The 25,143-nt window shown below is 39.8% G+C and carries 23 protein-coding genes and 4 pseudogenes; 19 read left to right on the plus strand and 8 right to left on the minus strand.

Going from position 1 to position 25,143, the window contains the following annotated elements; all coding sequences use genetic code 11:
* Positions 1-25 precede the first annotated feature (25 nt).
* The 3 pseudogenes from LCF57_RS02255 to LCF57_RS02265 form a co-directional block, all read left to right on the plus strand.
* Positions 26-878: pseudogene (locus tag LCF57_RS02255) on the plus strand (hypothetical protein).
* A gap of 205 nt (positions 879-1,083) precedes the next feature.
* Positions 1,084-1,304 (plus strand): annotated as a pseudogene (locus tag LCF57_RS02260) (ABC transporter ATP-binding protein); the annotation flags it as partial.
* 42 nt (positions 1,305-1,346) lie between these two features.
* Positions 1,347-1,986 (plus strand): annotated as a pseudogene (locus LCF57_RS02265) (ABC transporter permease); the annotation flags it as partial.
* Between the two features lie 331 nt (positions 1,987-2,317).
* Here the strand turns inward: LCF57_RS02265 and LCF57_RS02270 are convergent.
* From LCF57_RS02270 to LCF57_RS02280, 3 genes are read right to left on the minus strand one after another with little or no spacing between them, the layout of a single operon-like run.
* Complete coding sequence (locus LCF57_RS02270) at positions 2,318-2,707, minus strand: hypothetical protein (protein ID WP_225999264.1); 390 nt, start codon at positions 2,705-2,707, stop codon at positions 2,318-2,320.
* Between the two features lie 7 nt (positions 2,708-2,714).
* Positions 2,715-4,943 carry a site-specific integrase gene (locus LCF57_RS02275; protein WP_225999265.1) on the minus strand — a complete coding sequence of 743 codons (2,229 nt, stop codon included), beginning with the start codon at positions 4,941-4,943 and terminating at the stop codon, positions 2,715-2,717.
* Positions 4,944-4,945: 2 nt separating this feature from the next.
* Positions 4,946-6,295 carry a tyrosine-type recombinase/integrase gene (locus LCF57_RS02280; protein WP_225999266.1) on the minus strand — a complete coding sequence of 450 codons (1,350 nt, stop codon included), beginning with the start codon at positions 6,293-6,295 and terminating at the stop codon, positions 4,946-4,948.
* Between the two features lie 156 nt (positions 6,296-6,451).
* Between LCF57_RS02280 and LCF57_RS02285 the strand changes: the two genes are divergently transcribed.
* From LCF57_RS02285 to LCF57_RS27475, 7 genes and pseudogenes are all read left to right on the plus strand, one after another.
* Positions 6,452-6,817, plus strand: coding sequence for an SOS response-associated peptidase (locus LCF57_RS02285; RefSeq protein WP_225999267.1), 366 nt, complete (start codon positions 6,452-6,454; stop codon positions 6,815-6,817).
* A 630-nt stretch (positions 6,818-7,447) separates the two neighbouring features.
* Entirely contained in the window at positions 7,448-7,576 is a 129-nt protein-coding gene (locus LCF57_RS27465) for a hypothetical protein (RefSeq protein WP_258297766.1), read from the plus strand.
* A gap of 631 nt (positions 7,577-8,207) precedes the next feature.
* The gene (locus LCF57_RS02290; RefSeq protein WP_225999268.1) at positions 8,208-8,390 is read left to right on the plus strand and encodes a hypothetical protein; all 183 of its coding nucleotides are present in this window, start codon (positions 8,208-8,210) and stop codon (positions 8,388-8,390) included.
* Complete coding sequence (locus LCF57_RS02295) at positions 8,390-8,842, plus strand: hypothetical protein (protein WP_225999269.1); 453 nt, start codon at positions 8,390-8,392, stop codon at positions 8,840-8,842. Before LCF57_RS02290 ends, LCF57_RS02295 begins: the two co-directional genes overlap by 1 nt.
* A 160-nt stretch (positions 8,843-9,002) precedes the next feature.
* Positions 9,003-9,125, plus strand: coding sequence for a hypothetical protein (locus LCF57_RS27470; protein WP_264083441.1), 123 nt, complete (start codon positions 9,003-9,005; stop codon positions 9,123-9,125).
* Positions 9,125-9,514 (plus strand): annotated as a pseudogene (locus LCF57_RS28065) (ATP-binding cassette domain-containing protein); the annotation flags it as partial. The gene LCF57_RS27470 and the pseudogene LCF57_RS28065, both read left to right, overlap by 1 nt.
* A gap of 22 nt (positions 9,515-9,536) precedes the next feature.
* Positions 9,537-9,800, plus strand: a complete 264-nt coding sequence (locus tag LCF57_RS27475; RefSeq protein WP_264083442.1) for an ATP-binding cassette domain-containing protein — start codon at positions 9,537-9,539, stop codon at positions 9,798-9,800.
* Positions 9,801-9,945: 145 nt separating this feature from the next.
* Here LCF57_RS27475 and LCF57_RS02305 read toward each other — a convergent pair whose 3' ends face one another.
* The 4 genes from LCF57_RS02305 to LCF57_RS02310 all read right to left on the minus strand — a co-directional run bounded on the left by LCF57_RS02305 (position 9,946) and on the right by LCF57_RS02310 (position 12,370).
* Positions 9,946-10,995, minus strand: a complete 1,050-nt coding sequence (locus tag LCF57_RS02305) for a BtrH N-terminal domain-containing protein (RefSeq protein ID WP_225999270.1) — start codon at positions 10,993-10,995, stop codon at positions 9,946-9,948.
* Positions 10,996-11,485: 490 nt separating this feature from the next.
* A complete protein-coding gene (locus tag LCF57_RS27480) occupies positions 11,486-11,608 on the minus strand; it encodes a hypothetical protein (RefSeq protein WP_264083443.1) in 123 nt (40 codons plus the stop codon).
* Positions 11,605-11,829, minus strand: coding sequence for a transposase (locus tag LCF57_RS27485; RefSeq protein WP_264083444.1), 225 nt, complete (start codon positions 11,827-11,829; stop codon positions 11,605-11,607). Before LCF57_RS27485 ends, LCF57_RS27480 begins: the two co-directional genes overlap by 4 nt.
* Before the next feature lie 10 nt (positions 11,830-11,839).
* A complete protein-coding gene (locus LCF57_RS02310; protein ID WP_413232176.1) occupies positions 11,840-12,370 on the minus strand; it encodes a hypothetical protein in 531 nt (176 codons plus the stop codon).
* An 854-nt stretch (positions 12,371-13,224) separates the two neighbouring features.
* On the opposite strand from LCF57_RS02310, the gene LCF57_RS02315 reads away from it, so the two are divergent.
* Positions 13,225-13,674: a hypothetical protein gene (locus LCF57_RS02315; protein ID WP_225999271.1), complete on the plus strand. Its 450-nt coding sequence runs from the start codon at positions 13,225-13,227 to the stop codon at positions 13,672-13,674.
* 332 nt (positions 13,675-14,006) lie between these two features.
* Here LCF57_RS02315 and LCF57_RS02320 read toward each other — a convergent pair whose 3' ends face one another.
* On the minus strand, positions 14,007-15,020 hold the full coding sequence (locus LCF57_RS02320; protein WP_225999272.1) for an ogr/Delta-like zinc finger family protein: 1,014 nt from the start codon (positions 15,018-15,020) through the stop codon (positions 14,007-14,009).
* 322 nt (positions 15,021-15,342) lie between these two features.
* Here LCF57_RS02320 and LCF57_RS02325 point away from each other — a divergent pair.
* The 8 genes from LCF57_RS02325 (at position 15,343) to LCF57_RS02360 (ending at position 25,141) form a co-directional block, all read left to right on the plus strand.
* Positions 15,343-16,463 (plus strand): IS3 family transposase gene (locus LCF57_RS02325; protein ID WP_225999273.1). Its coding sequence is split into 2 segments (ribosomal slippage): positions 15,343-15,592 and positions 15,592-16,463, totalling 1,122 coding nucleotides; the frame shifts between segments, so codons are not numbered across the junction.
* A gap of 467 nt (positions 16,464-16,930) precedes the next feature.
* Positions 16,931-18,490, plus strand: coding sequence for a B12-binding domain-containing radical SAM protein (locus tag LCF57_RS02330; RefSeq protein ID WP_225999274.1), 1,560 nt, complete (start codon positions 16,931-16,933; stop codon positions 18,488-18,490).
* Between the two features lie 35 nt (positions 18,491-18,525).
* Entirely contained in the window at positions 18,526-18,768 is a 243-nt protein-coding gene (locus LCF57_RS02335; RefSeq protein WP_225999275.1) for an acyl carrier protein, read from the plus strand.
* 362 nt (positions 18,769-19,130) lie between these two features.
* On the plus strand, positions 19,131-20,222 hold the full coding sequence (locus LCF57_RS02340; RefSeq protein ID WP_225999276.1) for a nucleotidyltransferase family protein: 1,092 nt from the start codon (positions 19,131-19,133) through the stop codon (positions 20,220-20,222).
* Between the two features lie 29 nt (positions 20,223-20,251).
* Complete coding sequence (locus LCF57_RS02345; protein WP_225999277.1) at positions 20,252-21,205, plus strand: DUF4872 domain-containing protein; 954 nt, start codon at positions 20,252-20,254, stop codon at positions 21,203-21,205.
* Positions 21,206-21,222: 17 nt separating this feature from the next.
* A complete protein-coding gene (locus LCF57_RS02350; RefSeq protein WP_225999278.1) occupies positions 21,223-21,465 on the plus strand; it encodes an acyl carrier protein in 243 nt (80 codons plus the stop codon).
* 19 nt (positions 21,466-21,484) lie between these two features.
* Positions 21,485-22,837, plus strand: a complete 1,353-nt coding sequence (gene glyA, locus LCF57_RS02355) for a serine hydroxymethyltransferase (protein ID WP_225999279.1) — start codon at positions 21,485-21,487, stop codon at positions 22,835-22,837.
* 33 nt (positions 22,838-22,870) lie between these two features.
* A complete protein-coding gene (locus LCF57_RS02360; protein WP_225999280.1) occupies positions 22,871-25,141 on the plus strand; it encodes a non-ribosomal peptide synthetase in 2,271 nt (756 codons plus the stop codon).
* The last annotated feature ends 2 nt before the right edge of the window (positions 25,142-25,143 follow it).

The following is a 25,143-nucleotide window of genomic DNA, read 5'->3' on the forward strand; positions in this document are numbered from 1 at the left end:
ATATACAAAAAGGATGACGTTTTTGATGAATCCTATCATTTCAAATGAACTGAATCTTTTCGCACAAGAGCTACAATACTTTTTATCTCCAGTAGTCCTACAAGATATCGCCAAACAAGTTGGCTTTGTACAGCGATCTAGTAAGTATCAAGCAAACGAACTCATTGCCCTTTGCGTATGGCTCAGTCAAGAAATAGCTAGCACATCACTTACACAATTGTGCAGTCAGTTAGAGGCTTCCACTGGGGTACTGATGAGTTCAGAAGGACTGAATCAACGCTTTAATCCAGCGGCTGTCGCATTTCTTCGAGAAGTCTTTACTTCTCTTCTCACACAAAAACTCTGTTCAAATCACTCTCTTTCTGTACACATGATCTCTACTTTCAACCGTATCCGTATTTTAGATGCGACGGTGTTTCAACTGCCTGATCATTTCGCCACTGACTATCAAGGTTCAGGTGGGAGTAGTAATACGGCAGGCGTGAAAGATTGAGATTTTGTTTAAAACGTGGAAGTCATTCTTTGAAATTGATGAATGTAAAAATATTAAAAGAGAACGCCTAGAGTGCCATTTATATGGACAACTCATCGGCATTCTCCTCTGTTCTTCTACAATGTTTCAAATGCGACAATTTCTGCTTGAAAAGAAAAAGCAGGAGCTGAGTGAATACAAAGCGATTTATATGATTAAAGACTATTTTCCATTACTGTTTCAAGCGATAGCCGTTGGAACAGAGGAACTTTTGAAAATTCTGCATCGCCTTTATAAGCTGCTTAAAAAGAACGGTCGTAAATGTCATAGATATAAGAAGATGACCGTCTTTGATATTCTAGGGATTGTGTATAAAACGACGGTGAAGCATAGACAAGCTGCCTAGCGAGAAAATTGCGTTTTAATAGGCTTCTTTAGCATGCCTACTTTTCTATCACTTGCTAGTTTTGAAACAAGGATCATTTTGTATCTAGTAATTTACTTTGTTAGCTTGATGGGCATGTGACACTACCCCTATAAAATTGTTAGGGATTATGAGATTCAGAAACATTAGGAGCGTGTATTCTACCGTGAGTTACCTGATTCAAAGCTCCGACGGCGGCACGACGATACTCCTGACCACGCAGTATTTGGAGGAAGCCGAGCAGCTTGCCTTCCGAATAGCCATTTTCCACGAGGGCAGGATTATTGCCAACGGCACGCTCTCGGAGCTAAAAAGCTGTTTCCATACGCAAAGGTGGAGTATGTTGAAAAACAGTCGACATTAGAGGAGATATTTCTCGCAATCGTCGGCAAAAAGGAGGGGAAGTAAGTGAAGGAGATAAAGAAACATTATTTTAGCGATCTGGGCGTTATGCTTGGACGTTCCATGCTCCATATTACCCGCTGTATGGGCACCACTATCACAGTCACCATCATGCGATCGCGTTCATGTTGCTGTTCGTCTATGTGTTCGGAGGTGCAATTCAATCCGGAACGGATAACTATGTGAATTACCTGTTGCCAGGTATACTCCTTATTGCCGTTGCTAGCGGTATATCCTACACGGCTTTCCACCTGTTTACCGATGTGCAACGGGGCATATTCGCGAGCGGTTTCACTCCATGCCGATTTCACGTTCCACCTTACTGTGGGGGCATGTACTGACCTCGCTGGTATCCAACGCCATATCGGTTCTCTCATCATTCAGTAGCGTTGATTATGGGCTTTCGTTCGTCGTCGGGGCTACGGTCATGGCTTGCAGTAGCCGGCATACTCATGCTGTTTACACTGGCGTTAACTTAGCGGCGATTGCCCGACTGTCCGCCAATTCAGTGGATGGCGCAAGTGCCTTTCCCTATCCGATTTTCTTCCTGCTGTTTATCAGCTCGGAGTTTGTGCCGACCGAGTCGATGCCATGAGTCGTTCACACCTTTGCCGAAAACCAGTCGAGGACCGCGTTAGTGGAAGCCATTCGGGCGCTACTGTCAGATCAGCCGGTGGACAATGATATATGAGTTGCTCTTGCGTGGTGTGTTGGGATTTTGCTCGTAGCGTATTTTTTTGCGATGAGATGAGAATGTATAAAAAGTGGGTATGAAATAGTTAAAGAAGGAAGCTGAAAGTCAGAACTTTATTTTCACGTTAGCTGCTGCTTTTTCTATTTCAATGATCAGACTAAAACGTAGGTATTGTTTAAAGAAAACGCCAAGCCGGTAGACATAATCATAGGCTTTGGCGTATATTTTCGCAGTATGAGACTCTGAGTGTGAAATTCACATATATATCCATTTACTTTGCGGTTGGTGAGAGTTTTGCTGGTATCCCCCCTTTTAAAAGAAATTTCTAAGTGATCGGGAATGATTCAAATTGTTTTATTAACCATACATTATTGGAATTAGCAATATACTGTTCGGCACTGATTAGGCGGTCAATTAATTGTGCCTTTGTCATTTGTTTATAGCGAATGCGCACAGTTTGCAGATCTCTATCTAATTTTATGTGTGAAAAATCGGTCTTAGAAAAATCCTCGGTTACTTCTTTTTTTCTCCGTGTGTTTTTTGCTTTTTTGTATGTCTTGCTGTTTTTTTTGTAGTATTCATAAAGTTCTGTATTTGTTCGAATGGTGTTTTGGTGGATTCCTCTCCCTTCTGGATCAATAGCTTTTGACTTTCTAGCTATATTAGAAAACGTAACATCCACAGACTCAGATAAAAGATGATCAATAGACCTCATTCCCAAGTTAATTGTCCTCATTGCCCGTTTTTCTCTTGCGCTTTGTAGCCAGGGACGTTGTTGGTATGTTCGATCCGTATTGGAGTTGGGGCTCATATAGCTCATCCTTTCTGAACTTCTCAATTAATCCAATCTCGTATAGTTCTTTCTCTGCGTTTCGCATTGCAATTTTCATTTTGTTAGCTTCAAGAGGCTGCTTCTGATCTTCCCACAACTTCACACTTTGCTCTGCCCATCTTTTATACACAATCAATTCTTGTTTCTTTTCTGGTTCAGGTATCTTTGCGCCACAACCTACACAAGCCATCTTGACAGGACATATAGCATCGATCGAGCAACTTCCTCCAAGTGCCTGTGTGTAAACTCCCACTTTTTCTTTAGCATCCTTCAAAGCATCAATTAGCTCTTTCGGGCCACGTAATACAGAAGAATCAATTTCAAGATAGCTGGCCATTATCTCTTGAAATTCATGTGTTTTAATTGCCACTTGGGAATCAGTTGGTTCAGCATAATAATCAGTAATTTTGAGTTCCTTTTGATGCAATATCGACGCAATGATATCTATGGGGATCTTTTGTACCTGTTGTAGATGATTTGCAAAAGCATGACGAAGTAAGTGTGGTTTAAGATTTACAGGATTACCAGCTTGGTCTTGAAATAACATCCCGTGGGTTAAAAATCGCATACAAGCAGTTACATCTTGCCTATTGAGGCCTTTATAGTTGTATTGAAATAGATAGGGAGACTCATTATCTAAAAGTTGACCTGTAATTCCCTTGAATTTAATTTTTGGTATCTGGCCATTAGGATAATGCCTAGTAAGCATGTTTTTAAGTTCAACAATTACTTGTACTGATTCCTTAGATAAGTAGAAATTCTCCGGTTCAGTTCGTCCTTTGGGAATAACTCTGAAAAGATACCTTGTAGTACGTTGATCACCATCAATAATATTTTTGACAATGAAGCAATCCTTCGTATTTTTGATTTGAAGCACTTCACTTATTCTAGCTCCTGTAGTTGTAATAATATCAATGACTGCTAAGCCAAAGGTTGCAGCAGAAAATAGTGGTTCCAGTTTAAAGATGGTACTTTTCACTTTTGATTGCATTTTAACAACAAAAGTCCCCTGTGTTAGTACACCTTTTGCCTCTGTAACAAATGGCCGCGGAACTGAATTAATATTTTTTTCATCGCCGTAACCCCATTGCAAAAGGTACTCCTTTCTGGCTTTCCTCATTTTAATGTTTGTATCAGCATTAGTTGCCCATCCACCTATTAACCCGAGCCTTAGTAATTCTTCAAACCATAATCCTGTGGGGCTAATCGTTGTCTCGGTTTCATCTTGAGTGATAACTACGCTTTTTACAAATCCAAGAAAATAATCATGAGAGTCTGACTTACGTCTGTATCTTCGAATGGTTGAAGCTTCAAATTTATCTTGATTAGCAAGTACGAACGATTTCTTATCCCAAATACAAAAGGTAAATCGTTCAGCATAACCTGCCTTCTCATTGATATTTTCTAGATAACTGAACTCGAAGGGAGGTACAAGGTTGTTATCTTTCATGTAAGAAAGAGTCCTCTCATATTGTTTTCGAAGACGGTTTATTAGGTTCCAGCGCATGTGTGCTTCTGCTCTAAGCTCTGGATAGTATGGAACTATTGCATCTGTCTCAGACTTCCTGGTAGCTTCTGCTTCTGCACGAGCATCTCTCCAAACCTTAATTTCACGAGCTAGGTAAGAGAATTTTGGAAGCAGAAATGGAAACAATTTTTCTGCTTTATCTCTTTGACACTTATTGCGGACCCATTCATGAGAAACTCGTACAGAAGAGTTATATATACTAGCGAATTTTGCCCTTTTAGCATTGGTGTGATCCTCAAAAACCTTTAAAGTTAGGTATTGATAGATGTGGACATCGGGAAGAAAATCGTCCATTGTTTCAAGGCCAAAATGATTAAAAAAATCATTTAGTCTTGGAGATAACTCCCGAACAGTACCTAAAATCGTATTTGGATCGTATTGGTACTGAGCTCTTGTCAAAATCAGTAAAGCCATATGATTAGTCCATGGCTTATCAAAACAGTTTCTTACAAAATAGGCCAAACAATTATGATGAACACACTGCCATGCTGAGTTTCCATGATCATCGGTGAGATTCAAGATCTCATCGGCAACTTTAGATTTAATTTTATCGAACCATGAACTCCACAATTCATTAACATAAATATTCATACTCACTCCAACCCTTCGAAAAACCCAAGAATTTCGCTGTCTTCAATGACTATCTCCTGTAGTTTATGTTGTATCTTGTAGTGGGTTTGTTTCAAATTGCTTACTCCATTAACGTAGATTTCTTTCTCGACCTGTAGCATGTTCTCATGGACTTCGTTAATTAACTCTAGTTGTCTCTTTTCATCAAAAAAATGTTCGTATACTGCTAAAGTTTCCTTACTGCGCCACCTCATATATCTAACAAATTCCTTTATCCGGATTATTCTTTCACTTTCATTAGTGGAGGTTTCATAGATCGTCCTCATGACATTGGTTACATACCAATGCCTAGTCTTGTGTGGATTTATTTTTAATACACTATGCTGTACAGCTTTTTTCCAATGAGCATACCAAGCATGATAACTATAGGGAGTGCCTCTGTTGCTTATAAATAGAGGTGCATCGTCAGGCAACTTATCATACGGCAAACCAAGTGGGTCATGTTTAATCCTCTCGTTTTTCAAATATTTCATTAACAAAATATAGGTATCATTACTGAACAATAAAAACTTTGTTCTTATGCCGTTGCTACCTTTGTTAAACGTAGCAATTTCTCTAATAGACCGACGCGCTCGAAAATCACCTATTGTAACTGTAATAACTTCACTGGCTCTAGCACCCGTTTCAAATAGCATACGAATTATTATTCGATCTCTAAGCTGCAATTTTGCTTTATCTGCCGCATGGTATACCTGTGAAGGCAAGGAAACATCATCTATTATCATAGGTAGCCATTCATTCTGAGTTATTTTGAAATACGAATCAGTTTGTCGCCGATAAGAGGTTCTAATTGGTGGTTCAGTACCAGCTACCAATGGCATTCGGGGACGTCCATTCCGAAATCCATGAACAGTATGTATGTTTTCCGAGTGACCATCAATTAATGGATTTGAATGTGAATAGTAATCAAGTCGAATCATTGACTTATAGAACGATTTAAGTGCCGCTAGAAACCTGTTTATAGTATCGGGGCTTTTTGGTGTTTGCTTTACCAACTCAAACGAACTCCAGTGACGGACCTTGCAATACATTTTTTCTTTTAGATAATCACTTACAGCAACTCTTATTGCTTCCGGTGGCATGTTCCAAGATACTCTTGAGCCCTGATAGTTACTGCTTACATCCATCCAATAAAAGAATGGCAGCAGAATGTTTAGATAATTAGTTACAGATGAGCCTGCTATCATACCTTTTTGATCATGGTAATACTCAGTTAGCGGAATGAATGGTGATCCACTAGAATCAAACACCAATAAATTGTATTTACTTTCAATATGCGAAGGACACTGAAAAAAGCGATATCGATCCCACAATCCTTTCCCCTCCATAACAACAAACCTGGTATACAAATATATCGTCTTAAACGCGAATATTTAATACTATAAAATGTGATACATTCTATGTTATTGCCTTCATTTCTTGTTCGGTTCAACAATTAACTAAATTAATCTTACAATTTTTATGAATGGTTGAGGTTAGATGATGGAAAGCAGCCTTATCGTTTTGTTCTTAAAGAACAAGGGGTTTTTGGCTTTGCTGGCCTATATGACGAATGGACGGACTCTAAAGGAGACATACTTCGTAGCTGCACCATTATAACAACCCAGCCCAATGAACTAGTACAATCTGTTCATGATCGCATGCCGGTGATTTTGGAGAAAGATGCGGTAGATGAGTGGCTGGACCCTGGTGTAACAAAAACAGAACATGTATTAGGATTGCTTCGGCCATATCCTGCTGGATTAATGAACTCGTATCCGGTTTCTAAAGCTGTAGGCAATGTTCGATCTACAGACGCAGGTTTGATTGAAGAAGTCCATCTTAACTCTAAGTGAACTATAAGCTTAAAGAATTGTATCCTTGACCAGCAAAATAACGGGCAAGGATTTTTTATTTATTGAAAACGAACTTACGTTCCCTTATAATTGATACATCGTAAAGGGGGGATCAGCGTGATATCTGATCTTGAGTTACTCCAAATCCTATTTGACTATTCAACACAACATGGGCATTTGCCCTCATTGGTAGAGCTTGAAATTAAAACAGGGAAGAGCAAGAGTGACCTGGTACAATCCTTAGAAGCGCTTGAGAAGGTAATTATATTCTGCGGGAAAATAAAACATCCTCAGAAAACTTAAGAATGCTTGATTCTTAGCGAGAGTCGTCTCGCATAACAAGCCAGCGCAGCTGCTCGTACGAAACGTTTCCTAAAAACGAGGATAACACGCCATTGGAATGGCCAATGGGGAAATCACAATAAGAGAGGACGAGGGCTGGCTATATAGTGACCAAGAAAAGGCTCAGCATCCTATAACACTATGTGTAGTTAGAAAATATAAGCATTCAATAATAAGGACATCATTAGAAATTAATAGTAGATACTAGAGGGAATCATATTATAATTGAGGAAACAAAGTAACCGGTGGGAATGACATGGCGAAGCTGCCCTGAGAGGGGGTGACGCTGTGTCACTTGACTTAATCGTGAAGATTCTGGACGTTATGTTGAAGTTGGTCGGTATAGTTGCTGGCCTGAAGACGTTGTTATACGGACAGAAGAAGTCACGTAAAGCTAAGAAAAACCACCGGCGATAGGTTGGCACCTCTATCCGGTGGTTTTTCAATTAACTAATTGAGATTCGCCGTGGTCGCCCACTGGCCTTTGTTAAGTCACGATGGTGAGACATCGTGGCTTTTTTTAATATACTCTATTTATGTATTCATTATACCACATAAGGGGCATTTTATAACCAAACAAGTAAATTATTTTTTACAGTTTTCAAAAGGTATAGGTATATTCCGAACTTTAATGTGAAACTTAAGATCAAGTAATTGAAAAGGTTGATGCATCATTAGTATGGTAAAATGACAGTCCAGTTATTGAATTGGAGTTTATTTATGTTGTATAATTTTTTTATTACAAGGAAATTTGATTATCTTTTTCGCTCAATATAACGTTGCGATAAAGAGAAGGCGCTGCTTAGCTGTGGCATTATGAATGAACCTTTTGGAGACTTTTATTTGTGTTCCCACTGAACACTCATAGAGTCTCCTTTTTTGCGTTCACATAAGCAGAGTGGGGCACTTAAAGCCCGTACAATTTGTAGGGTTCAATAGAAGGGGTGATTTGTACGAGGGAATGTCATAGAGTCCACGGGAGTAGAAGAATTAAAGCAATTGCTAACCAATTGTGGAAACAAGTCCGCATGTGGGGAGTGTAATTAACATGATTGACAAAAGACTATATGTAATTCAGCTAGATGAATCCATCCAGCAATCTATTATTAAGCAGATACGAAGTAGACTTCAGAAAGAGGGGTTTTCAGAAGCTGAAATTAATGAGGCTGTCGAGAATGCTCTTTGTAGCAAATTGAAAGACATTGAATACGTGTTAGGAGAAGACTTTTAATGGAACAATATTACACTCTATTATCTAACTTGCTAAACTCTATGGAGAACATTTCTAACGCCATAGATGGGGATGATACAAACGAATTCAATGACATTTTTGCAGGTTTTGATCTATTTAAAAAGTCACTGGATGAACAAATAAATGATTTCAAAGGTAAGCTTGAAAAATACCAAAGATGTACAATCCAACCCCAAAACGCAAAATCAACCTATTTTTCAATTTATAAAATAGGGAACAAAACGTTTCAAGGATTTACGTTAGGCGAGCGTTGGGACGGATGGGAAAAGCCCTACTTCACCAAACAGCAAGCTTTAAAAGTTGTAACCGCAGTATCTGATTTCTTCGAATCTCCTGGGGGGTATTGCTCTGAAAAGATAGTGTTCCAGTGTGGCGTACCTATGAAAGTCAATTGCATTGGTTTAATAAACATCGTATTCACGGAACTTTAGGCTAAATGACGTCTGCCCAGTATCGCTATGAAGCCCTTAAAAAATTTTGTTTTTATGTGACAATCCAAGTTATCTTTAATTCTTGACCATCATCGGCTCCGCGGAGTCGATTCCACGGGACTTATGAGAGTTTACAGATTTCTATAGGAGGTTCGTAAAGTTGGAGAAATCCTATGACAATATTGATCAATTGAAAAGATACTATACGTTGACACATGCTCAAAAGCGTATATGGTGGATTGGTCGGCAGGTAGTGCCAGCTTGGAAAGGCTACGCAATGTGATGGAAGGGGAGCAGAGCGACGAAGGAAACGAGCCGGTTCCGACTCCGTTGCAGAGAATTTCTTTCAACAATATTGATTTTAGCTACGAGCCAGGGGGCAGCGCCGTACTTAAAAATCTAAGTTTTGAGTTTCCCATGGGACTTAAAATTGGCATTGTAGGTACCAGTGGTTCTGGAAAATCGAGCATTGCTCAACTGCTGATTCGTAATTTCGAACCGAAAGCCGGCAGCATACTGGTGAATGGTAGTCCGCTCCAACGGGTGCGCCGAGTTGATTGGACACAGAGGATCGGAATCGTGTTCCAGGAACCATATTTTTTTCCGGATACCATCCGGAACAACCTACTAATGGGATTAGATGAGCAGAACAATACAAACACAATGAGAGCGGCCTGCAAGGCGGCGCAAATCGATGAATATATTATGGGTCTGCCGGACGGATACGATACAGCTATTGGTGATTCGAGGGGTGACACTGTCGGGAGGTCAACGTCAGCGGCTCTCCATAGCCAGAGCCTTAATTCAGAACAGAGAAATCCTGATTCTAGATGAAGCTACCTCTGCGCTGGACATGAAACAGAGAGGCAGCTGCAGCAAGCAGTTGACCGTTATCGTAAAGGAAAAACAACGATTGTCATTGCCCATCGCCTGTCAACTATACAGAATTCGGATTTGACTTTGGTCATGCATAACGGGGAGATGGTTGAATCTGGAACTCACGATCAACTTATGAATCGAGGGGCGCTATACCAGCAAATGGTCAGTAGCCAGGAGTTGAACAGAGAAGGCCACCAAACGAACCTTCTGCCATCAGCTCCGGCTTAACGAAGTCTTACCCCTGTGATGCCCTGCTTGCTGAAATCACTCAGCAGCAGTTCAAGCGTTTCATTTTCCAGTTGATACAGGAAACCTAGCCTGCCAATCAATTTGATAATATTATCCTCGCATTGGGTTATCCCGTATTTCAAAAACTGGTTAAGCATAATCGTTGTTTCTTTTTCAACTCGGGTATAGTTATCCTTAAAAACTGCGGGGAAACGATAGTGTCCTTCTTGTTCAATATATTTAATTTTCAGATTCATGAATTTTTTATGTTCTCTAAGCGTGTACAGCAAACGTGTATCAATGGTTCGCTGCTTGGAAAGCATCAACTCAAAATACATTGTTAATTTGTTATAAATATCCAGACCAAAGGTCCGATCCGAGTACAGCTTTGGCGTGTAGAAGCTTTTATAATTTTCAGTCTCATTAATAGAGGTATAATAGTTTTCCATGCATTCTGCAAAGTACGAGAGGTCGAATTCATAGATTTTGTTGTTGTGGTACTCCGGGTTGATCTTTAGCAAATGAGTATAGTTAAGATAATCATCATAGATATCGCAATGCTCGAACGCCGTCTTCAAGTCATCGTATGGGACGGTTGTTCGAGAATAGCTACGGTACTTGAAAAATCCGGCAAGCTGGAACTCCCGAGTTGAGTCGTCGTATCCGTAGATCAGAACCGCATGAGCGAACCGCCGGGTATGATAGGAAGGCGTATCTGGGATAAAGTATTCATCAACGTGCGTCCAAACGTAGTTCCCCGAGTCGATCTGACTCCTAATGAACGATACTAGATTCGGAATAGAGCCCAGAATGAGATCACGGTGCAGTCGTTGTGAATCCTTAAACCAGGGATTAAAGTGGTGTTCGGGTGTCTGCACATAGAAATCCAGAAAAATCTCATCGTTTTTCCAGTCAGACAAAAACAGATTCGTATAGTTGGAATAAATCCACGGTTGGCAATCCTTATTGTCAGAAATAATTGATAGGTAGAAGGCATGTTGAGGATAGTTCGAAATTAGAGGATCGCAAAGAGGTAATGTTTTCATTATTAGAGCTCCTTTCACGAAATAAATTCTTATCCATATATTTCAACATGAGTGGGAAATGCTTGTTTATTTATATTCTAATATTTATTTGTAAAAAATGCAATATTTAGATTTTTTAAGTGACCCAACTTGGATAGATAAGATAGCACTTTCCCGTTACCTTTCTGCTTTTTAACATAAACAAAAGCTTTACATCCTTTAAACATTACATATGAACATTTTTTAAAGTCATCAATCAGAGGATAATAAAAAGGAGGATGGATAAACGAATGAGTAGAAACCTGTATGATCCTTTACTCGAGCGGAAGTGAAATTTCTCGAGGAAGAAATACTTTACTGGGAAACGATAGGTCTGTTTGATTGATGACGATTAATACGTATTATAGTAGGATCCCGTTGTCCAAGTTCAATCTTCTAGAAACAGTATTATTAACTGTACTTGCCAATAATCACTTCAATAATTTGGAAGCTAAAAAAGCTGACAGTATCCCTATGCCGCTCTGAGCTGCGTTTTAATTTGGGCTAATGTAGCCCCGGATTGAGCTTGGTCGTAGATATATTCAATCATGTCCTGTTTTTTCTGTAAGCGGTAGCGATGTAACCCATCGATCAAGCTTCCTTGCTTCCTTGGCCATCATAGATGCAGCACATCGAAGCAAACATCAGTAGGGTCAAGTAACGGTCAATGGCCTTAGCGGATCGAACCTGGTAGCGATCCATTGCCAGATGGACTTTGGCGGTTCGAAAGTACGTTTCAATCGCCCAACGCTTGCTGTAGTAGCTTAGAATTTCTTCATTTGTCAGTGAAACTTCCGTGCTTAGAAAAGCCTTCATTGGTTTGGGGTCAAAACCTTCCCCCTCTTTCCAACACAGCAGCAGTGCGGCGTTTTCCAAGAGATTGAGCTTTCTCATAGCGATATACCCGATAAGCGGAGGAGCCGATGGTCACCAGATCGGTATCCGATTTCGAGATGTAGGAAGCAAAGCTTTTGAGCGATTGCCGAATGCCTTGTGGATAGAAAATACGGTTGGTTTTCAAACCACTAATGACATGAAAGCCTCGCTCGGCACTCGTTTGAAGCACCGAAGACGACGGATACCACGAGTCCATCAGCACGTAAGTCCGGCACGTGGACATCGGGACGGCCTGGATCATCTCGCAAGCCAGGGCAATTTTGCTCTTTCCTTCCGGGTCATAACGTTCCATAGCAAATGGATATACCTGATCACCCGAACGGAGCAGGGCTTGAACAACGGCATGCCCATATACATGTCGGCCCTTGAGATGAGAATGCTGAAACGAAGCTCCTTGCATCGTATGCGTAGCCTGTGACGAAGGCTTGGTTTTTTCACACACGGTATCGTCCAGGATCACAAAAATCGGGCTGTGATGCTGCTGAGCGCTCTCCTTAACCTGCTGAAAAGCTACACGTTGACGATACGTTTAAGGTAGGGAGTGTTCCAGTGACCGTGAGATAAGAAATGACTCAGGGTTCTGCGATCTCGATCCTGCAAGCTTTCCCGATGAATGTCGGTTAAGGTGCCCGTAAATCCAGTAGAAAGCATGCCATCCACGAAGTACTTGATGTGATGGAGCGCGGGTTTAGTAAAATATAGCGGGAGCTTCCACTGCTTAAAAAGATTGTTCCAATGGCTCTGTTGTGTTAATTTAATCGTATGGGACATGTCTTGTTCTCTATTTAGCCCCCTAGATTTGAGAGGCATAATAGAGCGATTTGACATGGAGCCTCTGGGGGCATGAGTACTCGCGAAAGCCGCGAAGGGAAAGGAATTCGCGTTGCTAACCATCTTATCATGCCCGTCTCTCCATATAAAATCGCTGTCTATTTACCCCACCCAGAGTAGCGAGGAAGCATAAATTTACTGCTCCTTTAAGCAATCCCTCTAGCCCACATAGACCATTTTTACCGGAAAGTAATGAGATACTAATGGCTATGACAGTTATATTAAGTTTCAAATCGCTGATCGACATATTCATCCATGATGCACATAGGAATAGGCGGGTGGAAAAGGAGAAAAGAATCGTTGAGCCACGATTGGAAGGAGTGGGATTATATACTAAGCTTTCGAATGAGTTTTTTGAAATTAGTAGGTAACGACAAACCAATGTACAAACGTTCTCCCTATTAATGTGATAGCATATCAATTTTTCCAAAATTACGATACCATAAATCTGATTCTTATAAATTGATCAGTGTGAGGTTATACATGAGTCTTGATGCTATAATAGATGATTACCTTAAGCCGAAGAAGCGCAAGGTGAAATTGATTAGTAGGATATTGCCTTACATATTACTAGTAATCATTACGTTCGGGATGATTTTTTTGTTGTTTATATACACGCCTAAGGATGCTTGGATTACATATAAAACTTACCCTAACAATATTACTTTAAAAGATGTTATGTTTGGACTTTACTTAAAGGCAACTACTGATAGGTTGTATATTACACAAGGAGAAATGACAAATGTTACATCCCTTTCTGTAGAGATAAATGGTGAGATCCAAACCTTGGCTCCTAATGAACGTACGCAAGCAAGTCCAGCAAGACCGCCTACCACTGCTCAGCCGCTTCAGCAGGTTCTCTTGCTTCAAGGCGTCATCTACCCAGATGACAAATTCTCCACTGCGCCAGATGTAGCGATTCCAACTGCGTAGTCCAGTCATTCGACGGTGGCGTGTCTTGGTCCGGCGGAAGAATCGTTCATGGTCGTTGTTGGTTCTTGGTAAATACGCTGTATCGTAACAAGCAAACAAGCCTTCTGAGAATCCAGTGGTGTATTTTTTAAAGTTTTCTACCATTTCCGCGTCTTCTTTTCGGATGAAGGTCTGCTTCATTTCGGTGAGCAACCACTGCATTTGCACACGAACGCAGTCGGCAGTATGCTCCGCCGGGGCATTCAAAATATGTGCGGCATCTTGAAGAGGCTTTAACCAGCGCTTCACCTTTTTGTAGAGAGGACGGAAGTCATCCAGTTTCTCAAACAATTTTAGAAGTTTTTGGCTGTAGGCGAACCCCCTTTTTTAGCGCTTCGTTGAAGCGAGTTCCGAATCGCTGAGGCTTCTTCATACACCCGAATACCTGGGAGATCCAAAGGCGGGTTCCCATCTTCGAGCAAAACGGAACGCACTGCGGCTAGATAATCTTTAGCAATGGCGGCATCTTCGGAATCCTCAGGTTGAATCTGCTTTTCCAATTGGCGAATTCCACGCAAGTTTTTCTTAATGCTCGTCTTCAGTTTGCGGTCCAAATCCACGACAGGCTTGGCTATATCTTTAAGATAATGGTATTGACAATATTGGTAGGGGACTTCCGGCCACAAGCCGGACATAGCCAGACGAATCGAGTGCTGGCCATCACTAAGCAGCCCGATCACGGGAAAACCAAGCTGCTCTATAGGAGCTAATAAACTTTTCAATTCCTCTGCGCTGCCGCTCTTTAGGTTTTGTGCAGCGAGGATGCTGCCGCTGAATCCTTCGCGTACGACATGCAAGGTTTCATTTCCTTTTTCGGGTTGGACGCCATCCATGGAAAGAAGTAGCCCACCATGCTCTTTCACCACTGTAGCCAAGGTCTCACGAAGATGGTCACTAACCGATGCACGAAGCAACGTCAAGTATCGTTCGTACAGTCGTTCACAATTCCGCTCGGAGGTCACGACTCCCCGGCGATTCAATTCCTCATGCAGTTCGGAAAGCGTATAGTGGCGTTTGAACCGAAGTTCACCGACGAGGGCAAGGACGTCGAATCCGTAGGAGGTGTGTTTCATCACGAGCGCGTCAGCTTCGGCAGAGCGAAAATAAGAGCCGGGATACGGGCACTCTGGGTTCGTACAGGCGTAGGCCATATTCCAGACGTCAAAAATTCCACTAAGCGTGTTCACGTATTTATGCCAAGCGGTATGGTGCCGTTTCAGTTTCGCTCCACAATGTGGGCAGTGTCGTAGTTCACTATGGAAATACATTCTTTTTTCAGGGGTAATCCGGTTTTTGGCTGAAGGCATGTATACCTCCTCCTTCCTTACCTTTTATTACCCCCTAGGAGGATTTTTCTATCAGGTTAGTGAAACGGACAGACGTAGTGCACAACTTCTCCAATCGGTACTCGTAGCGGTGTTCATGGATGAACGAATACTTTACCGATGGTCTTTCGCGAAGTAGTGCATCGCTTTTTTTAGAATTTCATTCTCCTCTTGCTGTTCACGGATACGCTTCTGCATTTCCCGCATCTGATGCTCGTCCGACTTGGATCGGCTACACTGAGTTGGACAATAAAAATAAGGGCTTGTAGAATAAACCTATCAAGTTAAGGAGCGGATCTCTACAATGCCAAAACAACAACGACGTACCTTCACCTCAGAATTTAAAAAGCAAATGGTGCAGCTCTACGAAAACGGGAAATCCCGAGCAGCTATTGTGGAGGAATATGGCCTCACAGCCTCGGCTTTAGACCGATGGATCAAGCAAGCTCAGACGTCAGGCTCCTTCAAGGAGAAAGACAATCGTTCACCTGAAGAAAACGAGCTGATGGCTTTGCGAAAAGAGAACCAGCGTTTGAAGATGGAGGTCGATATTTTAAAGCAAGCCGCGCTGATCATGGGACGAAAATAGCTATCATCCAGAACAACCGTGATAAATACTCGGTATCAGCAATGTGCGACGTCCTGCAAATGGCAAGAAGTACGTTCTACTATGAAGCCAAGGAACGGGTCGATGAAGACGATATGACTGAAGCGATTGTGGAGATTTTCCACAAAAATCGAAAAGCTTACGGTACACGAAAGATCAAAGTCAAGCTTCAGGAACAAGGCATTGTCGTGTCCAGACGCCGAATTGGCCGAATCATGAAAGAGCAGGGACTGGTCTCTACCTACACCGTAGCTCAGTACAAGCCCCATAAAACGGCTTGCAACGAAGCTACTACAGCAAATGTCCTGGATCGAGAGTTTGAGCATACAGAGACCAAACGTTTCGTCGTCAGCGATCTGACGTATGTGAAGGTCCAAAACAAGTGGCACTACATTTGCGTACTCGTTGACCTGTTCAATCGAGAGATAATCGGTCATAGTGTAGGTCCGAACAAGGACGCTGCTCTGGTTTCTCGCGCCTTTGCCACCGTACAGGGGGATCTGCGTCAAATTCAGTGGTTCCATACAGACCGTGGCAGTGAATTTAAAAATGAAAAGATGGACGAGCTGTTGGAAACCTTTGAAATCGGTCGTTCCCTAAGCATGAAAGGCTGTCCCTATGACAACGCCGTAGCGGAAGCCACCTACAAGGTCATGAAAACCGAGTTCATAAACCAGATGGAATTTCAGAGCCTTCGTCATTTGGAGATTGAACTATACGATGACGTCAACTGGTTTAATCAGCATCGTATTCACGGAACACTGGGATACATGATACCTATTCACTACCGCCAAGAGGCCCTTAAAAAAGCTGTCTGATTTACTGTTGACAATCCAAACTTTACTAGCTACTCATAAGGGTTGAAATGAATAAATCTTTTGGAATTTGTGAAATTATTTAGAAGATTGCTAGGATTTATATTTTTAAATGACATTTTTCCCCTTACTTCGACAAAAGCTTTGGTGTATGTTATCAACATAAAATGCAGAAGCAAAGGCTCGGTCCGCAAGGAGGATAAGAAATCTCCTGAGAGGTGCTTGTTGATCCTATTGTTTCACAGACAGGTCTGAGAAGTCTATAGCAAATGACAGCGATGGACACGGCCCATCTGCTATAAATATACAGTTGTCAAAGAGCGCAGGACAAAGAGAGATAGACAACGGATTCGCCTGTACCCCAAAATGCGTGATTTCGATCCGGCTCCCTCCTTCGAGGTGAAACGGGTAAAGCGGCAGCCTCGGCGAATGCCGAGAGGCTATTATTTGAGTAAAGAGGAGTTTATTTTATGATTAAAACGACATTAATGGCAATTTCGGCTGAAGGCTTAGAGAACGTAGAGGTTGGGCGATTACAAGCATATTTGTCGGAAAATGGATATGAATCTGACAGTATACAACTTAATCGAAACAAAGATATTGACGAATATTACTCTCATTTAGATTTGAGTAGCAAGGTATATGCCATGTACGAATATGCCGAATCTTCTGTATATCCTGAAACTATTTTATGTTTTGCTCAGTTAGCTAATAAGATAAAAGCTGAAATAGCTGATAGCATCATTGTGCTTGGTAGCAAATTCCCTTCTATTTATTATAAAGAAATACTAGGCGATGAACGTTTTTCGAGTATAGATTACATTATTTTAGGAGAGAGTGAATATACTCTAGCTGCACTTATAGATTGCGTTGAGAAAAATGATGACATATCTGAATTTGTGGCGGCACATAAGAACATTGCCTCAAAGACGAGCATGGACGATAAAGAAATTTTGAACATTAATATAAACGAGTTGCCACTTCCAGATAGATCTTTTTTATATAACAAAAATTTCGGAAACTATTATGCATTCATCTATGACAGTCATGGATGTACTATGAAATGTTCATTTTGTACGCGGGGACAATTTTATAAATTCACAGGACGGTCAGCTGAAAGTCTATTTTCAGAGATTAAAAAAATAACCACTGAATCACCAATCAAATGCTTTTGGTTTACGGGAGGAAGTGGAGGGAGTTTTGAAGATCCAGGTGGCGAGTTGGGTGTGAAAAAAATCAGAGACTTGTGTAATCTTATCATTGAAGACAACCTGAAAGTTAGTATGCGAGTCTACTTACGCAGTAATTTTGTTGCTAAGGTTGATATTGATTTGTTGAAATTAATGAAAAAGGCCGGTATCCACGTAGCGTTGGTTGGAATTGAATCGGGAAATGAGTATGATTTGAATCTACTCAAGAAGGGGACGAGTGTTAAAAATAACAGGAATACTTTAAAAATGTTACAGGAAGCTGGTATTTATTCGGACCATTTCGGATTCATGATGATCAATCCATACTCCACACCGGAAAGACTCCAGGATAATTTTCGCTTTTTAGATGAATATCAGCCTCATGACTTAGATAATTATGTTCATCACTTGGTTGTTGATCCGGGTACAGCGATTATGAAAAGGATTGAAAAAGATGGATTGCTAATTCCTAAAGATGACTTTTTAAAGCAAGGCCCTTCATATCGCTTTATGGATCCTTTTGCTGCAGAGGTATCCGAGTTTCTACATAAATATTTTTTGATACACGATACAGAGACAGCCGGTATCTCTACATTTGTTTTTAATTTGGCTCCTTTTCTTCCCCATGGGGAAAGATTCGAGGGAAGCACAACTTTAATAATGCGGAAACGCGCTAGAGTTTATAGTGAATTTTTTCGCATGCTTTATCTTGACATGGATATAGGTTCATGCGAAAGGCAATATGATGAGTTTAGATCAATTTTAAACAGCTTTGATATGGAATTAGCTCTTCTTAAGAATGCACTCGTAAAAGATTTAATTAAGTTCAAAATTATGTGAGTATTATTTGAAACCAAAATTAGGAGGAATATTTAGTGAAAATAAGTAAAACTGATATTCACGAGATGATAGCAAGCCTTTTGAATGTTGATGTCGAATATGTGGAAAATATAAAAGAAGATGAGGACCTTATGATGTATGGCATGACATCCATATCCTGCATAAAGCTGGTCGTTATGCTTGAAGAAAAGTATAACTTTGATTTAAAAGACGAAGACTTATTAATAGGGAAATATAATACCTTCAATAAATTATTTGCTTTATTAGACAATTATTGAGTCAAAGTCTAGTATCTATTTCTTCTTCATCATAAAGCCTTATTGTGAATACACTTCCTTTGTCTCAACTATCTTATTCCAATTAAAAAGTAGTAAAAGCACATCTGGTACATGAGCACAGCCCGTCAAAGGAATTTCGCTTTGAGCTGCCACACGAACAGGCTTATATCCTGTTTGGTTTTTTGACGATAGATAATAGACAATCCTTTCGGTGTGGTTTTACCGTATCAATACTATACTATTGCGAGCTGTCTGTATCTATATTTGTCGCAGTGACAACACGATCCTGCTATGACGCGAAACCTGCATAATTTCTGTACTTGCGAGTTTGGCTCATGGCTATGTTAAGAGGTGGACATATCGTGACACAAGATTTACTTTTGGAGATGTTAAGAGCTAGCTTTTGTAATGAAAACACATCTATGTTATTTCGTTATCCTCAAAACGAGTCATTATTAGAGCTTGCCTATCAACATGAGGTAGGTCTGCTTATCGGGGATAAAATGCAACTTGATAGGAGTCAACGTTTAGCTAACCATATATTGAAACAAAAAAATTTAAAAAGATATCATGAAAATTTCGTCCATTTCGATCCGGTTGCAGTTGAACTTGAAAAGTCCAACGTAGAATACGTTATTACAAAGGGCGTATATGCATCTAAAACTGCTTATATTGACGAGGGTTACAGACGCTCTGATGATTTAGATGTGATTATAAAGCGTGAAGATTATTCAAAAGTAAGAGAAATTCTTCATACTCATGGCTATGTACAAGGTATTTACAATCCAACGACAAAAACAGTAAAAAAATTTTCTCGACAACAAGAATTGTTCTATCTCTCATATACACAACAATCAGCCCCCTTTTTAAAAGAGACTGGCAGTGACTTGGTACCAGTAGTGAATCTGGACTTAAACTTTCACATCTTTTGGTATGAAAGTGATGCCTGGGATATATCAAAACTGCTCAGCCACTCACAAATACTTAACTATAAAGGCTTTAAAGTTAAAACATTTCAGGATGAGTATATGCTATTACATATGTGCATTCATGCGTATTTTGATATGAATTCTGTATATATTCTTTATAAGAGTTACGCATACAGGCTGAAGTATTTTGCTGATATTTATGGATTTATTAAGCGGTCAAAAGTTTCTTGGGACAGATTTCGATCAGTTTGTATCGATTATAAGGTTGAAAAGTATATTATGTATATTTTGTACTATACCGCTTTGGTTTTTCAAGATGATTCCTTTTTAACCATTACAGGCTTGGAAATGCCAAGCGAAGATTTCTTAAACCGCTTTGGTTTAGAGAATGAGGGTTCGTTTATTTGGAAAGAAAGTTTCTTCGAAAGACTTTTTAACATGGATAGGGATAGTCTGCTTGATAAATATTTTAATGAAGAGATTAAACTAAAAATTAGTCAGGGTAGATCCTTTGAAGGGATGTAATTCCGCTAAGAATATAAGAGGTATTAACTGTGATGTTTGAACACATTGAAAATGTGAATTCTTACAACTGTCTCCTTGCATCTGTTGCTACTTTAGCTAAATATTACGGTCGGGATTACCATATGATATCAGGAAGTGACTGGAAACTAAGGTATGATGGAGACGCGGGTGGTAAAAGAATAGGTGAACAGATCGATGTTGTTAGTCAAGTTGACGCTACTTACAGGACCAAGAAATTTCATGGGTTTATTTGGAAGATGGAGCCGTTTGAAGAATGCCATATCAATGAGGATACTGGATGCTATAAAGAATACGCATATCCGTTTTTAATGAGTGTTGATTTGTATTACTCCAAATGGTCAAAAGTATATCAAAGGCATCATTTTTTACATTGTATTATTATTTGCGATTATAACTCTAAGGATCAAACCTATAGCTGTATCGATCCTTATTTTCAGTATGCTCATTACAACGTGTCAAGAGAAGACTTATATCTAAGTATAGACAAATGCGGCAAGCTAATACTTCTGGAATTGCCCGAAAAAAATAGTGTGGAAGATTATATCAAAGCCATTCGAGAAGATATTGTAATGGTGAATAACGATAACGAAAATTACAAAAATCTCAAGCGGTTGTCCAATGATATCTTGACTAAAATGGATATACATTATGAATTTGATGAATACAAGAATGATCTGCATGCTGTTCCAATTATGGACAGAATTAGAAAGGTGACCATGTACCGAGACGCTTATAACTGCATGCTGGATTACGTATACAAGTTGTTTGAATTAAAATACTTAAACGATGCTTCCAGTTTAATCAAGCAAAGTGTAGTTTTATGGAAGACTATACAAGGAAAACTATTAAAAACCTATCTTACAGGATCAATAAATAGTGACAGAGAAATAATAGCCCAAATGATTAATCAAATCGCTGATATTGAAAAACAAGCAGTCGATATAATACTAATCAATGAATAAGAAGGTGCATGGATATTATGACAGAGGCAATTTTTGATTTAATAAAACGAAAAGCAGGGAATTCTTCTGGTGTTAATGGTGATAGCTCTCTTATGGAGATTGGGATTGATTCAGTTGAGTTTATCACAATGATAATTGAATTAGAGGAAGAATTTAACATTAGATTTGAAGACATGCAGTTGATTTATGACAGTTATAGTACTGTAGGTCAGTTGGTTTCTGTAGTACAGCAAGTGATTGAAAAACAAAAAAACATGTAATAGAGAATGTGAGGATAATATGGTTAATTCATCTAGTAAACTATCTGATCTTTTGGTTCGTGGTATTAAAAATATAGGGGATGTAAATTCAGAGTTTATGCAGGTTTTAGAACGAGAGTATGAAAGACAAAAATCCGTCTTGATGATGGTGGCATCCTCCAGCTATGCTTCTCCAAGCGTTCTTGCATGTATGGGTATGCCTACAGTAAATATAACAGCTGAAGGATATCCTCATGCTAGATACCACGCAGGATGCGCTGAGGTCGATAAAATTGAAGAGGTTGCAATTACAAATGCCAAACAAATATTTAAAGCTGCTTATGCAAACGTCCAGCCTCATTCAGCAACCACAGCAAATGAAATAGTAACATATTCCTTAGTAAAGCCAGGCGGCTTAATAATGGGAATGAACTTGAGCTCTGGAGGGCATTTATCTCATGGTGCCTCAGTATCTTATTCTGGGGCTGATTTTCAAGTTGTGCGGTATGGATTGGATGAAAACTATCTTATTGATTATGACAAAGTCGAAGAATTAGCATTACAACATCATCCGAAGATGATTATATGTGGTACAACGGCTTATTGCAGAAAAATTGACTTTAAACGTTTCAGAGAAATTGCTGATAAGGTAGGAGCCTACTTATTAGCTGATATATCACATATATCCGGTTTGGTGATTGCAGGTTTGCATGAGTCACCTATTGATTATGCACATGTAACAACTACTTGCACACACAAACAGCTTTTTGGACCACGAGGTGGTCTGATTTTATCTGGAAAAGATGCGAAAAGTAAGGTGTTTGGCGAAAATATTACATTAGAGGATAAATTGCAAAGTGCAGTATTTCCATTTTTCCAAGGAGCGCCCATGATCAATCAAATCGCGGCTAAAGCAATTGCGTTGGAGTTGGCAGGCTCCTTGGAATATACACAAACAATGCAGCGGGTAGTGGATAATGCCAAGATACTTTTCAATCATTTGCAGAGTAAGGGATTTGACATTATTTCTAGCGGCACGGAGAACCATATAGTACTAGTAGATCTATCCAATAAGTGCATCGGCGGCGATGTTGCTGAAAAAGCACTTGAAGAATGCGGAATTATTGTTAATAAAAATGGTGTGCCAAATAAAAAGATTAACGGTAATAATACATCAAAGCGTCCAGCAGGCATTCGGATTGGTACAAATGGTATATCACAAAGGAATATGACAGCAGAGGCTGTACAAAAATGCGCTACCATGATCGCTGATGTTTTAAATCATACACATGGGGCTAGCTTGGAAACCTGCAAAGTTGATGATGCTGTTAAGTTTGATGTATTGCGAAAGGTCGAGGAATTATGCCAGGAATTCCCGATACCTGGATATTAAACGAATATTTTTTGATCGAGGCGGTGATTCATCGTGAGCGAAGGTAGCAGTACTATTATTGAAAGACTGGGGCACAAACTTGACAAGTGTTTGGATGGAAACTTTGAGCTCTACAAGAATGGAACAGTGAATTCTAACTGTAAAAGATATGCAAACTATCAGCATATTCTAAACCTAAATTCTAAGAATAACATCAGTGAACATGTAAATCCTCCAACGTTTTTTTTCGGTGTATTTATGTCTTTGATGATGCGTTATACGCAAAATGAGTTATTAACCGGTGTTTTCCTGCGGAATTTTACTGATAACTTATCTGTTCTCGTCGCAACTGTGCAGTATGACGATCAATTAACTATGAATGATGTCATAAAACAGATATCGAGAGAGAAAGAAGCCCTTCTTTTTAAACACAATTCTTTAGATGCTGTTTTGTTAAAAACCGCGAGCTATGCTAATGCTGTTTTCTCATACACTGATTTTTTTGATTCTAGTGTGAACGTTGATCAGAGAAATGTTCAAACCGATATATGTTTTCAAGTTGTAGCTGCAGATGAAAAAACCATTCTCAATATTATATATAACGAAAATACATATGATAAGGATCTTATTTTCCGCATGGCTTTGCATTATGATCAGTTGTTATCCTGTGTATTAGCGGATTTTGAGTTGCCAATCTGCAATGTAACCTATTTAAGTACGGCTGAAGAAAAACTTCTGGTCGATGTTTGGAATCGAACTGACTATCCTTTTCCGAGTGGATATTGCATCCATCAGTTGTTTGAACAACGAGTGAGGGAAGCCCCTGACGTTATTGCTGTATACCATGAAGGTAAAACTATGACTAGGGGAATGCTAAATAAGCGCGCTAATCAACTGGCACACCAGTTGCTTCAGCTAGGGGTAAACACGGGTGATATCATCACTCTATATACTAATAAATCCATTAATTTTGTGATTGGAATTATGGGTATATTAAAAGCTGGGTGCGCTTACTTACCGATTGACGCATCTTATCCACAGTCTCGTGTTGAATATATTCTTGCCAACTCTAAGTCATCTGTTGCGGTAACCACGATAGATCTAGGGAACAATCCTGCGGTAATGTCTGGCCTTAGAGTAGTGAAGATGGATTCTGAAGACGATACGCTTGTAGATTATCCAGATACTAATCCTAATATTAGCGTTGGTCCACATGATCCCTGTTATTTAATCTATACTTCTGGATCAACAGGTCAACCCAAAGGCGTGCTCTTGAACCACGAAGGCCGTGTTAACAATTTTTATGATTTTAATTCGCGTTTTTCTATCACTAGTAAAGATAAAGTACTGGCAGTTTCCTCAGTCAGCTTTGATATGAGCGCGTATGACATCCTAGGTAGCATGATTATAGGAAGTAGCGTTGTCTTGCCGGATCCTTTACTAGAGAAGCAGACATTTCATTGGCTTGACTTAATTCAAAAGTATAATGTTACAATTTGGCATTCTGTTCCAGTTCTGTTGCATCTTCTTTGCAAATGCTGCCAGCACAGAGAATCGCATAAGCTTGATTCAATTAGACTTGTCTTATTAGGAGGTGACTGGATACCTTTATCTTTACCTGACAGCTTTCGCTTGCTAAATAACCAGGCAGTATTAGTTAGCCTTGGGGGAGCCACTGAAGTATCGATGGATTCAACAATCTATCCCATTCACAATGTTAATCCGGATTGGAAAAGCATTCCTTACGGGAAACCTATGCGCAATCAAAAAGCATATGTATTAGACAAGAACAGGCAGTTGCAGCCAATTGGTTTTCCGGGAGAATTATACCTGGGTGGAATAGGTGTTGGTGATGGTTATTATCTAAATCCTGAGGCTACAAGAGAGCATTTCTTTGAGAACCCATGGGTTGATGATCCTAAACAACGGATATACAAAACAGGAGACTTGGCTCTTTTTGAACCAGATGGAACTCTCATTTTATTAGGAAGAATTGATTTTCAAGTCAAAATAAACGGCACAAGAATAGAACTTGGGGAAATAGAGCACTGCCTATTAAATTACGAAGGCATAAGCCGCTCCGTTGCTGTTGCCCCAAAAGTTGGATCAAATAGGAAGATAGTCGTGCATGTTGAGTATAAATCGAAACTTAGAATGCCTAAGGAAAGTGAAATATTCGAGTATCTTTCAACAATGTTGCCAAAAAGTCATATTCCGGCTCATATCATATTAACAAACGCTATTCCTATAACTCCTAATGGAAAAATAGACAGAAAAGCGCTTGAAAAGCTAACAGATAATTTTTTGAGTCAATCTAAATTATAACA

Origin of the sequence: Paenibacillus sp. BJ-4 (assembly GCF_020404765.1) — a bacterium.
Lineage (GTDB): Bacteria > Bacillota > Bacilli > Paenibacillales > Paenibacillaceae > Paenibacillus.

Excerpts from the sequence above, each read along its gene's own strand:
- LCF57_RS02270 (WP_225999264.1), bottom strand. The coding sequence starts at position 2,707 with ATGAGGTCTATTGATCATCTTTTATCTGAGTCTGTGGATGTTACGTTT.
- LCF57_RS02275 (WP_225999265.1), bottom strand. The coding sequence starts at position 4,943 with ATGAATATTTATGTTAATGAATTGTGGAGTTCATGGTTCGATAAAATT.
- LCF57_RS02290 (WP_225999268.1), top strand. The coding sequence starts at position 8,208 with ATGATTGACAAAAGACTATATGTAATTCAGCTAGATGAATCCATCCAG.
- LCF57_RS02295 (WP_225999269.1), top strand. The coding sequence starts at position 8,390 with ATGGAACAATATTACACTCTATTATCTAACTTGCTAAACTCTATGGAG.
- LCF57_RS27475 (WP_264083442.1), top strand. The coding sequence starts at position 9,537 with ATGAATATATTATGGGTCTGCCGGACGGATACGATACAGCTATTGGTG.
- LCF57_RS02305 (WP_225999270.1), bottom strand. The coding sequence starts at position 10,995 with ATGAAAACATTACCTCTTTGCGATCCTCTAATTTCGAACTATCCTCAA.
- LCF57_RS27485 (WP_264083444.1), bottom strand. The coding sequence starts at position 11,829 with ATGAAGGCTTTTCTAAGCACGGAAGTTTCACTGACAAATGAAGAAATT.
- LCF57_RS02315 (WP_225999271.1), top strand. The coding sequence starts at position 13,225 with ATGAGTCTTGATGCTATAATAGATGATTACCTTAAGCCGAAGAAGCGC.
- LCF57_RS02320 (WP_225999272.1), bottom strand. The coding sequence starts at position 15,020 with ATGCCTTCAGCCAAAAACCGGATTACCCCTGAAAAAAGAATGTATTTC.
- LCF57_RS02330 (WP_225999274.1), top strand. The coding sequence starts at position 16,931 with ATGATTAAAACGACATTAATGGCAATTTCGGCTGAAGGCTTAGAGAAC.
- LCF57_RS02350 (WP_225999278.1), top strand. The coding sequence starts at position 21,223 with ATGACAGAGGCAATTTTTGATTTAATAAAACGAAAAGCAGGGAATTCT.
- glyA (WP_225999279.1), top strand. The coding sequence starts at position 21,485 with ATGGTTAATTCATCTAGTAAACTATCTGATCTTTTGGTTCGTGGTATT.